The 12162-nt window shown below is 59.4% G+C and carries 13 protein-coding genes and 2 pseudogenes; 3 read left to right on the top strand and 12 right to left on the bottom strand.

Annotated features, from left to right (window positions below; all coding sequences use genetic code 11):
- Positions 1–200: 200 nt before the first annotated feature.
- Positions 201–338 carry a hypothetical protein gene (locus NKH33_RS00070; protein ID WP_352540048.1) on the bottom strand — a complete coding sequence of 46 codons (138 nt, stop codon included), beginning with the start codon at positions 336–338 and terminating at the stop codon, positions 201–203.
- A gap of 157 nt (positions 339–495) precedes the next feature.
- Positions 496–942 (bottom strand): KOW domain-containing RNA-binding protein, encoded by a 447-nt coding sequence (locus tag NKH33_RS00065; RefSeq protein ID WP_352540047.1) that lies wholly within the window; start codon positions 940–942, stop codon positions 496–498.
- 91 nt (positions 943–1033) lie between these two features.
- Here NKH33_RS00065 and ligD point away from each other — a divergent pair, with 91 nt between their 5' ends.
- A complete protein-coding gene (gene ligD, locus NKH33_RS33215) occupies positions 1034–1345 on the top strand; it encodes a non-homologous end-joining DNA ligase LigD (RefSeq protein ID WP_502904274.1) in 312 nt (103 codons plus the stop codon).
- Between the two features lie 416 nt (positions 1346–1761).
- On the opposite strand, the gene NKH33_RS00055 is transcribed toward ligD, so the two are convergent.
- From NKH33_RS00055 to NKH33_RS00040, 4 genes are all read right to left on the bottom strand, one after another.
- On the bottom strand, positions 1762–2082 hold the full coding sequence (locus tag NKH33_RS00055; protein ID WP_352470483.1) for a GGDEF domain-containing protein: 321 nt from the start codon (positions 2080–2082) through the stop codon (positions 1762–1764).
- Between the two features lie 106 nt (positions 2083–2188).
- Positions 2189–2359, bottom strand: a complete 171-nt coding sequence (locus NKH33_RS00050) for a hypothetical protein (protein WP_352470481.1) — start codon at positions 2357–2359, stop codon at positions 2189–2191.
- 316 nt (positions 2360–2675) lie between these two features.
- Positions 2676–3164, bottom strand: coding sequence for an SRPBCC family protein (locus NKH33_RS00045; RefSeq protein WP_352470479.1), 489 nt, complete (start codon positions 3162–3164; stop codon positions 2676–2678).
- Entirely contained in the window at positions 3161–3514 is a 354-nt protein-coding gene (locus NKH33_RS00040; protein WP_352470478.1) for an ArsR/SmtB family transcription factor, read from the bottom strand. The genes NKH33_RS00045 and NKH33_RS00040 overlap by 4 nt, the downstream gene beginning before the upstream one ends.
- 144 nt (positions 3515–3658) lie before the next feature.
- Here NKH33_RS00040 and NKH33_RS00035 point away from each other — a divergent pair, with 144 nt between their 5' ends.
- The gene (locus tag NKH33_RS00035; RefSeq protein WP_352470694.1) at positions 3659–4258 is read left to right on the top strand and encodes a type IV secretory system conjugative DNA transfer family protein; all 600 of its coding nucleotides are present in this window, start codon (positions 3659–3661) and stop codon (positions 4256–4258) included.
- 728 nt (positions 4259–4986) lie between these two features.
- Here the strand turns inward: NKH33_RS00035 and NKH33_RS00030 are convergent.
- Positions 4987–5292, bottom strand: coding sequence for a hypothetical protein (locus NKH33_RS00030; protein WP_352470477.1), 306 nt, complete (start codon positions 5290–5292; stop codon positions 4987–4989).
- A 657-nt stretch (positions 5293–5949) separates the two neighbouring features.
- Here NKH33_RS00030 and NKH33_RS00025 point away from each other — a divergent pair.
- Positions 5950–6971, top strand: a pseudogene (locus NKH33_RS00025) (IS110 family RNA-guided transposase).
- A gap of 322 nt (positions 6972–7293) precedes the next feature.
- On the opposite strand, the gene NKH33_RS00020 reads toward NKH33_RS00025, so the two are convergent.
- From NKH33_RS00020 to NKH33_RS00005, 5 genes and pseudogenes are all read right to left on the bottom strand, one after another.
- Positions 7294–8187 carry a hypothetical protein gene (locus NKH33_RS00020; protein ID WP_352540045.1) on the bottom strand — a complete coding sequence of 298 codons (894 nt, stop codon included), beginning with the start codon at positions 8185–8187 and terminating at the stop codon, positions 7294–7296.
- A gap of 627 nt (positions 8188–8814) precedes the next feature.
- Positions 8815–9165, bottom strand: a complete 351-nt coding sequence (locus NKH33_RS00015; RefSeq protein WP_352470473.1) for a hypothetical protein — start codon at positions 9163–9165, stop codon at positions 8815–8817.
- Positions 9166–9254: 89 nt separating this feature from the next.
- Positions 9255–9602, bottom strand: a pseudogene (locus tag NKH33_RS33210) (amylo-alpha-1,6-glucosidase); the annotation flags it as partial.
- Between the two features lie 56 nt (positions 9603–9658).
- Positions 9659–10972 carry an amylo-alpha-1,6-glucosidase gene (locus NKH33_RS00010; RefSeq protein ID WP_352917947.1) on the bottom strand — a complete coding sequence of 438 codons (1314 nt, stop codon included), beginning with the start codon at positions 10970–10972 and terminating at the stop codon, positions 9659–9661.
- Between the two features lie 540 nt (positions 10973–11512).
- The coding region (locus tag NKH33_RS00005) for a glycosyltransferase (protein ID WP_352470471.1) at positions 11513–12162 on the bottom strand (650 nt) is incomplete at its 5' end.

Genomic DNA, 12162 nt, shown 5'->3' with positions numbered 1-12162 from the left:
CCCGCGTCTCCTCAATCCAGAGACGCGGGCTTTTGGCGAATGTCTGTGGATCAGCCCGCCATCAAGTGTTCCCGCTACAGGCGATCGCGTAAATTCGGAGGCTCTGTCAGCGCCTTACAAATCAGCGGAACCAAGCTGTCGCGCGCTCGCTTGTGGAGTGCGCCGACTGGCCGCCGTGCAGGGAAGTCATCAAGGCTCATTCAATCGAGCGGATCTGAATCGCCTCTAGCTGACTGAACTCCATGTCCAGGTGCATACAAATGCAGTTCGTCACGCACGAAGACGACTCTCCACGATTCTTTGATGTCGTTGGCAATGCTGTAGGCGAGGACGGTCATGGCCATCACTCCTTACCTCGGGCGTGCCTGTCTCAAAGGGAAAATTCCATCGCACGAAGTTGGAGTGGTATTGAGGTCACCCATTTTCTCCGAATCCAACGTCGCTGGCGCGCTGAAGGGTTCAAGGTCGATCTGCCGCCGGAGCTCAACTGCTGGACTATTGCTCGACCGGAAGCGCCTTGTGCTGCGGCTCAGCGTGGTGGAACACCTGTCCAAGATCGCGCGCGTCGAACGTTTGGCCGCAGACTGGGCAGCGCACAAAGTGCTTCGACTCGTCCTCTACCGGCCCGTCATGCGGCCTGCCCTCATAGCCTGTCGCGATGTTGTCGGTTCTAATCCGGGGCATCGGCAAATGCCTTTCGTCGTTTTGGCGGCCGATAGTTCTCATCAACCGGACCTTCTCACGGTCGACCGTGACCAATGGCCCGAGGTCGATCGTCACGGTGTCCTCGTCGATGCGCGTGACCTCGCCTCTTAGCTGGATTTGCTGGCCTCGGTTGACCTTGGTGTGATCGATGATGGAATGTGGAAAGTCGTAACGTGGGATCGAGACGCTTACGCGGTCCTCTGTTACCCGCCTCAGAACCGTGGCTGTAATGGCCACCTGGTCACCAACGCCTATTCCGCGAGCCATGAATTGAGTCTGGAGCGGACTGGGCGATGTTCAAGGTGTTTCTAACATACGGCACCGCAATTTGGCTCTGGCCGACTCTCGGTTGCCCGCCTCCAATTCTCCTCAGAAAGATCCCGACCGCTACCTTTTGCCGGCTGCGCCGTCGGCTCGTTGTGGGCGTATTTTTCTGGATTATCTCCGCAGAGGCCGCGGCAACACAGCTGTCGGCGTTTACTCGCCTCGAGCTCGTTCAGGCTTTCCGATAGCCGGTCCAATCACATGGAAGCAGCTCGAAAAGGGAATTTGCCAGACGCGTTTACGTTGGAGAGGCATGTCGGTCGGCGGAGATGGCCTGGTCCACGCGCAAACACCGATAGCAATTGCGAGATGTTAGTCCCATGCGCGATGGCCTTAACGCGGGCGTCACTGCGATCACGGCAAGTGGCCGGCGTCATTGGGGGCAGTTGGGGTAAATGCCAAGTAGACGCCGGCCCAGCGGGTTGGGGTCCGCCACCGGGAATAATAGTGGGCTTGGAGATTCAGGTAATTCCGTGATCACGGAAGACGAGCCTTTGCGGTCCCTCCGTTTCACTCTTCGTCTATCGAGCGCACGCGGCAGGAAAGCGTTCTGTCCAACCACTGCCGCAGCACGATGCCAAAAGGCCCCTTGGCCGTTCTCATTTCGGGTTGCCTGTGAGACATATGAGGTGGCTCAACTGGTCAGACATCAGAAAAGGTCGCGACGAGAGGCCACCTCCATAAGCTGCTCGTCAGCGCCATCGATATGCGCCCCTGTCAGGACGCTCTAAATTATTCTTGATACACGACGCGGTCTCGTCCTTCCGACTTGGCCCGGAACAGCGCCAGGTCGGCTGCGTTGATGAGATCATGGGGCGTATGGATCTCATTGGGTACCGTGGTTGCCACACCAACGCTTATGGTCACTCGCTCAGACCCGTGCGGAATGCTCAACTCTCGCACGCTCTGGACGAGCCGCTCCGCGACGATGCCCGATTGGACCAACGAGGCATCGACCATCACAACAACAAACTCCTCGCCTCCATATCGCGCAGCAAGATCCGTGGAGCGATTGCAACTGCTCTGGATCACACCGGCGACCTGCTTGAGCACCTCACCCCCCGCCATGTGGCCATGGCTGTCGTTATAGCGCTTGAAGTCTTGAAGTGATCTGCATCGATCATCAAAAGCGACAACTGACTCTGCAGTGGGGGCATCGTCAATTGAGTGCTGCCCATCCAGGGACAAGAATAAGGGCAAACGTGACCAGCGCGCCAGAGACGTACAGGATCGCTCTGACACTACCTCCCTTGGCGGCGTTTCCGCCCCGCAGGTAAACTCCCAGGTGGAGGAGGCGCATCGCGACGTGGGTCCAGACCAATATCGCCAAAGTGGCCGCTTCAACACCACCTTCATCGCTAGCGCAGCGGGCACGACAAAGGGCGCCAGCGCCTCGACCGAGTTCATGTGAACGCGGTCGATCCTATAGAGCCGGTTGTCGTCGTCTGCCGGGACTACCGGTCCTGCCAGCGCTCTTGCAAACCCCGTTTGACGAACCTGAGTAGACTGCCAATACGACAGATAGCAAATAGAGCGCGAGCACGCCGAGAAGACTTAACCAATAAGACTTCCATGTTGTCTCCACTGCCTGGAATCGCAGTGGACCAGACGGTGCTTGCGAGTGATGCTCGCAAGGGCGCGGACGGTCAGGCCGCCGCACCGGGGAAAAGGCCCTGGAACCGCCGCAGGTACAGCGGCCAGCCTTGATCGCTATCAACCCCCACGCGCACGCCCTCCCAGCCTTCGCCATGGCGCTCGAGGTTCCGGTGCTCGATCTCAACCCGGGTTCGGTTCTCCGTCTCAGCCGTGAACCTGACTTCCCATTCGCTGGTCTTGTTCAGGTCGCTCTCAATCTGCCACCGAGGACTGATGTCCCAGCTCAGAACGAGCCGGCCGGGGGGATCGTAAGCCAACACACGAGCCCAGCGGCACTCGCTGCCGTCCACGCCGCGATCGTAAACGTGGCCCCCGACCCTGGGTTCGAAGATGGTCTCTGCGATCGGCACGGCAAGAAGATTGTGCTCGCGAGGTTTGAATTTCCCGAAATCCTCGGTGAAGACCTTGAAGGCACGCGCGATAGGTGCCTCGACAACGACGAAATGCCTTACGGGCGCGGTTGCAGGAAGCTTGCTCATGGCTGGTCCTTCTTTGGGTGCTCGACGGCCAGTTTGTAGCTCCCCAGGGTCTTGCTCCAGAACTGATCGATTTCCGCGCGCAGACTTGCCAGGCCGTTTTGGTCGATACGGTATATTCGTTCCTTGCCAGAGCGCGTGTCGGCCACGAGCCCGGCATCCTTAAGTACTTTCAGGTGCTGGGAGACCGCCGGCCTGGTCACAGGCAGCACACGAGCAAGTCCGCTGACCGAACAAGGCTGTTCGACCAACAATTCGAATATCGTGCGCCTCGTCGAGTCTCCGAGCGCTGTCCAAAGTTTCGCGTTAGTGGCCACTAACGCGAACTTAAATCGATGGGCCTGCGCTGTCAAGCTGGGGTGTTCCATGTCGCGCTACTCGGTGACTAAATGTAAAGCACGCCCGCCTCGACCACCGCACGGTTACCTCAGGATTTTCCGCGGGCCTGCGGGCGACGACAAGAACCCGATAGGCCGGTACCGCCCACGGCGCGTGCACTGATGATGCCGGGCGAGATGATGCAGCTGCCGCCGACCGAGGCGATCATCATGATCTCGGGCCAGTTCCCAATCCGTGCGAAGAAGGCACGCTACTTTGCCGACCCGCGTCTTGCCGAGCGCGTCTTGCCGCCACCAAGGACCGGAGGGACAACGCAGAACGCTCGCCCTGACGACTGGACCGACACGACACTTCTTGCTGAGCCGGAAGGCAAATCTCGCAAGCTGAGGCTTGCCAGGGATCAGCAGGACGAGGATCCGGCCAATGGCGGCATTCGCCGCCAGCCCGAGCTTCCCGAACACGAAGACATCGCGCCGGAACGAACGCCACGCTGCGACGATGAGTTCGACCTCGACAGGCGCAATAACTTTGAAACAAATCCCGCCGACAAGCGTTCCAGCATAGCGGGCGGGTTGCCGGAGGACCCAATGCCCGACGATGACATCGTCATTCCCCAAGACCACGACGCTTCGCCACTTCGGGAGGAGGAGTATTATGTCGTCTGCCCGGCGTGCGGCCAGGCGTTCGATATCAGGTGTATGGCAGAGGCGCTTCATCACAACGAGCTGGGCCACGAGCCCTACGACCTCGACTCGTAGTCGGCAATGCCGACGGTCGTCGACGAACGTCGACCCTGATCGAGACCAACACCGAGTTCTCGCTCATCTGGCCGGCGTTGCCGTCCGGTCGGCCTACAACGAATCCCCGTCGCCAGGGCGGAGCTTCGCCGGCACGCTATGTCGTGACAGAAACCTTGCGGGCTTTCAGCGACGACTTGATTGCCGTTGCGGGCGTTGTCGATGCGGTTGTGGCCGTCACCGACCGGCATGGCCGTCACTGACCGGGTTGTTAACCAAGGGGACGCTTACTCCACTGCAATATGTCGCGCAGTTCCCGCGCGACGCTCCGAAGCAGACCTTTGCCGGCATCGCGGGCCGGGACGAACATGTGATCTCCACAATGCGTACCAACCGGAGCCTATCGCGATTGAAATTGCTGATCGGCTAACAGGCGCTCGTTGCAGAGAAAGGTTACGATCGGTCGCGATGCCCGGGTGCCTTCACGCGAAGGCACATGCTACGCGTCTTGGACGGGCGAGCCGCCTGTTGCCGAGAGCGGACAGCAGGTGAAGCGCGCTTGCGTTGGCCCGAATCTGACTTGCTTCACCAGTAACCCGGAAGACGCCAGGGACGCGCTGCGCTGGACGCGTGCCCTAGCCGTCGAGCTCCCATCTATCGGTTCGTCCGCTCCATCCGGCCGCACCCTTGGGCTGCTCAAAGGCGCTCGCATCTTCCCTGCGCCGACACCGGCCGCTGTATCCGGAGCGTCAACCCGCTGAAGTCCGGTTGTGCTTTCTCAGCCGAGTAATCGCCGACTTGTCGACAGTGATCACCCCGCCGCAGTCAATCCGCACAGTGAGTTTGTTCACCCCGCGATCGACGCGGGTGACGTCCCCAACAAGAACCACTCTGTCGCCGGCCCGGACTTTCGGTGGGGGATCAATCGTATAAGGATGGTCATACGAAGGAATGCTCACCCTGGCGCGCCCACTGGGGAGAATCGCGATGACGATACCTGCCAGCGCCACCTCATCGCCGACTTCAAATTCGCGAGGCATGTTAACGTGCAGCATGGTCTTCCTCCCGATGCCTTCCTAATTCACGCTTTGCTAAATTAATGCCCGGCCAACCAGGTTGGTTGCTTGCAATCGACTTCGTACGGTTCCGCACAATTCCAAGCTGGTGTGCACTCCCAGTTGGCCTCGGATCGGCCTTGTGCGTCAAAATTCTGCACAAACGGTTTGACGCTCAGGACGACCTTGGCGCGCCCGCCACGCGGTAGCGGAGCGGCGGACTTCATCGCAGTCCGGCGATGGCCATAAACGCTGAGCGTGGAGCGGAAATGAATCTTTCGCGTTCAGGTACATCGTTCTAGTAAATTCGAGGAACGCCACGCCGGAAGCAGGAATCGTGTGCTGTTCCCAAGCTCCCTCGGAAGGGAAGTTGACCACCCGCCCACCGTTAGTCTAGGTCCGGCCGGTGCGTTCCAAACGTCATAGAAGCCGGTCGATGGCTTTACTGCCACGCGGGTTATTGGAGCCGGATCATCGATGCTGGTGTCGTGCGCCTACGCGCACGTCAGGTTCGGTTTCATGCATGGGAACTTCAAGGCCAGCGACGTCATCATCGAGCAATGTTCAGCCATATGTTGTTCGCAGATGGGGTGATTGGGGTCGCTCCCAGGTCTTGGTCTGCTTCGCGCAATATGATGATCGAGAAGGGAGCAGGGCATGAAGCACTATGTCGGTCTGATGTGTCGTTGGCTGAAACCGCAATCTGTGTGGTCGACGAGGATGGTATCATTTTCCGGGAAGGAGTAGCAGCCTCGGAGTCCAAACGAGATCGCCGACTGGCTCGAGCGGCTCGATCTGAACCTGGCAAAGGTTGGGCTTGAAGCCGGCGCAACCGCAGCTTGGCTGTACAACGGCCTGATGAAACGCGGACTGGCCGCAATCTCCATCGATCCGCGGCGGCTGCGGGCTTGACCAAGACGATGCCGATCATGAACGACCGGAGTCGCCGGCTGCATGCGCATGGCTGGTTCTCCATCGTCGATGTCAAAAGTGATGAGAGCCAGGAAATCCGGATGCTTCTCTGCAACCGCCTTACGCTTCAGACGAAACAGATCGACATCGAGAACGACATCCGCGGGACACTCCGTGTTTTCGGCATCAAGTTCGCCGGTCGCATAACCTCCGGCCCTTTCGAAGGGCGCGTTCTAGAGCTGATCGAGAACACGCCTCGCCTGGCGGCCATGGTGAAACCGATGCTGATCGCCCGAGCGGCTCTTCGACAGCAATGCGCGGTGTTGCACAAGATGATGCTGGACATGGTTCGGAAGGACGAAACGTGCCGTCAGCTGATGACCATCCCTGGCGTCGGAGCGATCACCGCCGTGACCTATCTCACGACCATTGATGATCCAGCCCGTTTTGAACGTTCTCGAGACGTCGGTGCACACCTTGGCCTGACGCCGAAGAAATACGCTTCCGGTGAGGTCGACCGAAACAGCGGCATCTCCAAATGTGGTGACGTCGCGATGCGGTCTACCCCCTACCAAGCCAGTCTCGCGTTACTGACGCGCTCGACCAAGAACTCGGGCATCAGGGCGTGGGGTCTCGCAGTCGCGAAGAGACGCGGCTTTCGGCGGACAGTGGTGGCCGTCGCTCGGAAGCTCGCCATCGTCATGCATCGCGTCTGGGCGGACGGAACCGAATATCATTGGGAGAGCAAAGCCGCGACTGCCAACTGATTTGGCGTGAATCGAATTCCAGAATCTGCCTGAGGCAGAGTGATGTCCCGCAAGGACCTGGTCGAAGTGACTGCGCTGCAACGATTGTGCTCCAGTGCACGTTTCGTAGATAGCAGCCTTCGATTATCGGACCACCATCTTGAGGCGATCAAGCATCGAGCTCGTAGACAAGAGAGAGCCTCGCGGGACTTGACGTGCAGTTGGCAGAGGAAGGTTGCGGTGACAATCGCAATCAGACAAATCGTTGCACATCGAAGGCTCCGGTCGGGGTGACACCTCAACACTAAGGCAACCGGACAGACGGTGGAAAACGGCCCCAGCTTCAAAGGCTAGAACAATGCCATAAGCCTTGTGCCCTTCTTCGCACCAGGCTTCGAGCTCTTTGGCGAGCTATCCTGAGTTCGGGCAGCGTTGGTTGCCACCAGCCTCGCTGCCGTTCCGCTAATCCGGCAGCACGCCGAGCGGGCCATGTTCTAATCAATTCAGCCAACGTCGCCGGACGCCATCGGCCCCAGACGTGGTCGACGTTCGCCTCGATCAAATGCGGATAGAACGCTGCTATCTGCGAGGCGTCCACGAGTTCACCCGAAATCTCGGTGAAGACCACGATACCGTATTGCTCCGTTGCCACGGCACGGCCAAGCAGGGGTAAATCGTCTGGGGGCAGTGGATAGCGACGTCGCCTGCGTTCGGCATACCGCAATCTGGCGGCCTTATATTCCTCGGAGTCTTTGGAGGCTTCTCGTCGCCGTTTCCTCTCCTCCGGTTCTGCGCGGCCTGCGGCCCTTTCGATGCTTGGCCAATGGCGCTTCAACTCCTCGTATGAGCGGAAAGGCACCCTCCAGGCCCGCAGTTCGTCGTCCCAGCTCGCCCATGGAACGGCTCGCAGTTCCTCGAGAACCGTCCGCGAATAAGGCGTGCGGATGCGAAGGTCGTCCGCGACTTCCAGATACCGGCTCGACAGAGGATCGAAGGCGAAGGCATCCCGTCCCTTGCTGTCATCATGTGCTGCTCGTAGATCCGCCTCTTGCGCAAGCCAGCGCTGGATGCGCCGCGCTGCAGTCTTTCCTGGCACGAACCAGGTTCTGCGCTCGTCACTCCACCTGGCGCGCGGGAATCTCTGTCGAAACCGCTCAACCGCCGCACGATCGTACGGAAAGCGCGCTTCGGCGCCAGGAGTTGTCTGCGGTTCAGCAGGGGCGTCGGATTTTTCCATCAGTCAGATTGCGAAGCACAGCATGCGCGCAAACAACGCGGTGCAGCTCATTTGGGTCCAAGAACATCAGAACGTATAGTCAGACCTGCAAGGGGAAGCCGATGAGGCGATCGGTGAAACTGCTCAACACGCTAACGTGGCGAAACCTTCGCTGCGCCGGACCGTTTATATTGCTCCAGGAGAGGTCCATCCATGCCCAGAAGACATGCAAAAAACCCAACGGCCGGACTGCCAACGGGCCCTCGCTCGCGTCCCCTGAAAGGCGAGGAGACGGAAGTGAACCACATCGTCGAAACGCAAAGTATATCGCCAGCCCAGGCGCGAGAGCTTGTGCGGCGCCACGGAAACGATTGGCGTAAGATCGATGAAGCCGCCAAGTCTTACAAGGACGACAGCTAAGCACTTCCGAGGCGGGGCTTGAGGTGACGAATGACCACCGTCGCAATCTTGACGTAAAGGCTGTCGGCAACTGCCCAATGACCGCAGACGAATTGTTGCCTCCAGGAATTTAAGATGCGGAACGAGAAGTCCCTATGATGCCCGCAACGATGCTGGTTACGGCGCTTCACGGGCAAGAAGGCATCTGCTCCGCCGAGGCGACAGGGAGCGAACCCGCCGGGGCTCACCTCATACGCAGGCCGAGCGCAAGTTTGCCCCGGTGGCACAACTTCGCGCTTCCACCAGTGAAGGATCGCCGCCGCGTACTTGCCAACGGGTCGCGGCGCCGACGCGCCAGAAATGGAGTTCGAGGCGGTTGTTGCCCAGGCGCATGTCGTTCAAGGTGAGTTCCTCGATCCAGTCGGGCAGCCTGGGATCGATGTACAGTTTGCCATTAGGAGCATCGGGCTGGAAGCCGATGATCGCCTGCAGAAGCGAAAAGCAGGATCCGGCTGCCCATGCCTGCGGAACGTTCGCTCCCTTATACTGCACGGGGAAAGTCGTGGGCGTTCGCGACAATCCGGCGAACAGCTCTGGCATTCGATGTTGCATGAAGTAGATTGCGGCGTGCGAGAGAGGCGGCAGGCATTCGCGAAAAAGCCATAGCGCCGGAAGCCGAGCGCGATCAGCCCGTTGTCATGCGGCCATACAGAGCCGCGTTGATAGGAATGTGGATTGTAGGCCGGGTGATCGGCCGAAAGTGTCCGGATCCCCCAACCGCTCCACATATCCTGCCTCATCAGCCTATGCACCACCCTGGCGGCTCGTTCGGGTGGGACTATTCCCGACCAAAGACAGTGACCGGGGTTGGAAGCGACGCTCAGCACCGGCTTCTTGTCGCCATCCAACGCGAATGCGTAGAAGCCGGACGCCTCGTCCCAGAAGACCTGGTTGAATCGATCGAACAGGTTTTTGGCTTTGAGGCGAAGCTGCCCGGCACGAGCGCCATCGCCTGTGGCATCGAAGATTTCAGCCATGCGCTGCCAAGCATCATAGACATAGCCTTGCAATTCGCAAAGCGCCTTGGGTCCCTTCACCAGGGTGCCGTCGGGATAAACCAAGGCGTCACCGAGTCTTTCCAGCTCTGGTTCTCGTACCCCGCAACCGAGCGGGTTTCGTATTCCTGGAGACCGTCGCCGTCACGGTCACCATACCGGTCAATCCAATCCAGGCACTTCTCGGCCGTTGCCATGTGTCGCTCGAGCAGGCTGGCGTCACCGGCGCAACGCCAGGTATTGTGGAGCACGATAAGATACAGAGGGGTGGCATGGGCCGTGCCGTAATAGGGCGTATGGGGGATCAAATTGAAATGAGCGAGTTCGCCGCTGCGAAGCTCATGCATTATCTTTCCCGGTTCCGCATCGCGGTAGTCGTCGCGTTCGGTGGCCTGAAATCGCCCTAAAACGTCCAAGGCACCGCGCGAAAAATCTGGGTAGACCAAAGCATTCTGAAGCGAGACTATCAGGCTGTCGCGACCGAACAGGCTTATGAACCATGGTAGTCCGGCGGCCGGGACGTATTCGAGCTCGTCCGTGCCTTCGATCGGCAGCCGCAGCGCCGCCATGTCTTCGACCGCCTGATTATAGAAGCTGTGAAATTCGTCATTGGAACAGTGGAACTTCAATGCGCTGCCTTGCCATCCCGCGAGGCGTTTTGCAGCCTTCGACTCGAGGCATTTGTCAATGCAGGCTCGCGGTGCCCGATAGATTGTCTCGCCGTTGCCAAAGTTGTAAAGAAGGCAAGCATGCCATGTCGCGCCCGGTTCGAGCTCGATGTCGAAGCTGATCCGGCCATTGGCATAGACGGGCCTTGTGGCCGTCCGGCGGACCTTGACAATGACGTCTCGCTTGAAGTCCCGATTGACGTAGGAGGTACGAAGGCTCGCCGCTCTGGACAACCATTCCGTGGTGATACGTCCGCGGCGGATGATTGCGTCGGCCTTGACTTCGAAAAGATCGGCAAAGTCGCTGCGCATGGCAACTTCCAAATTGAAGCGCGCTGCCATTTGCCCGTGGTTTACGAGTTCAAAGTCCTCATGCAGCCCCCCATCCAAGGCGCGGCCGATTACCAGCCCCAGGTTGCCTGCTGGTACACGGTTCGTTTCAGTAGTGAACGCCTGATTGACCAGATAGATCTTGGCGGCGAAGTAGGCGATGTTTCCGGAATTGAGGAGGTCCCATCGTTGCCCATTGGCAAAGATCTGCCAGCTGGATATCAGGCGTGTGTCAGACGCATACAACCCGTTGTACGTCGGCCAGGCGATCTGGCCATCCGGTTCGGTGACAAGGAAGCTGCGTCCCTGGTTAATTGCCAGGCGGGGTGGTCCGACTGTGAGCTCTAGCGTCATTGGTTCAATCGTCACCCTTGATCGGCATCCACGGGAACAGATTGAACAGCCATTGTGCGCCGGCATCGCGATCTTCGGCCACGAGAACTGACGCCTGCCTTGAACGCTTGGCCCCAGACCGTCACAAAATCATCCATCGAGAGTTCGAACAATCTGCCGCCTCGAGCACCTAGCCGCGAACAGAGGCGGACAACCCTTCGACGTGTCTTCAGATCAAACTGGTGTATTCTGGGCGACTGTCAACGAGGAGAACGGCAGGCCGCGCAACGCATTTTGCACTCCATAAACGAAGGCCAGCCTAAAGCGCGCCCGTTGGCTGAGCAGAGGTGCGTCCCAGTTATATGGGGAAGCGCCGCCCGGAGCGAGGCCTACATTGGCTGCATGCTCCACGTTGCGAACGACCACTGCGGTTCTGAAAACCAGGCGAGTCCGATATTCCCACCGAGGCTAGACCCGAAGGCGTGAAGTCGCGCAGCCCAGAACGATGGACACCACATTGGCAGCACCGTCTGCACCAGAGTGTTCGAATACGGCGGCACTTCAGGGACCAGGTGGCGTGCGATGACCATTCCGTGCATGGGCAGGCAACCGTAACGGCGCGGAGCGCGCTCGACGGCGCATGCTCTCATGGTGATCGGACCCAAGTGTTGCTATCCCGGTGTTCGTGAGTGCTCGGTAGAGTGCCAGATAATCGCTGCACATGCGCTCGACCGTGAACCGCTTCTCGAACGTCTGCCGCACTCGTGCGCGATCGAGGCTGTCTATGCGCCGGAGCGCGCCCACGGCTTCCTCCACCGTATCCACGATCCATCCGGACACACCGTCATCGATGATCTCCGGGACGGCGCCACGCCGGAACGCAACCACCGGCGTACCGCAGGCCATTGCTTCGATCGTTACGAAACCGAAGGGTTCCGGCCAGTCGATCGGAAACAAAAGCGCTTTCGCATTGCCCAGAAAATCCGCCTTTTGCCGCTCATCGATCTCGCCAATGAACTCCACGTTCGAATGCCGCAGCACTTGCGGCTCGACCCTTTCCTTCCAGAACGACTGGTCCACCTTGTCGATTTTGGCGGCGATCTTCAGGGGAAACCCGGCCCGCGCTGCTATTTGTATGGCCGCTTCCGGCCCCTTTTCCGGCGAGATGCGACCGAGAAACGCAAGATAGCCGGAGGTGTTCGGGTGAAATG

This window comes from Mesorhizobium sp. M1182, assembly GCF_040318335.1.
GTDB lineage: Bacteria > Pseudomonadota > Alphaproteobacteria > Rhizobiales > Rhizobiaceae > Mesorhizobium.
This window is presented reverse-complemented; position numbering and strand designations above follow the sequence as displayed.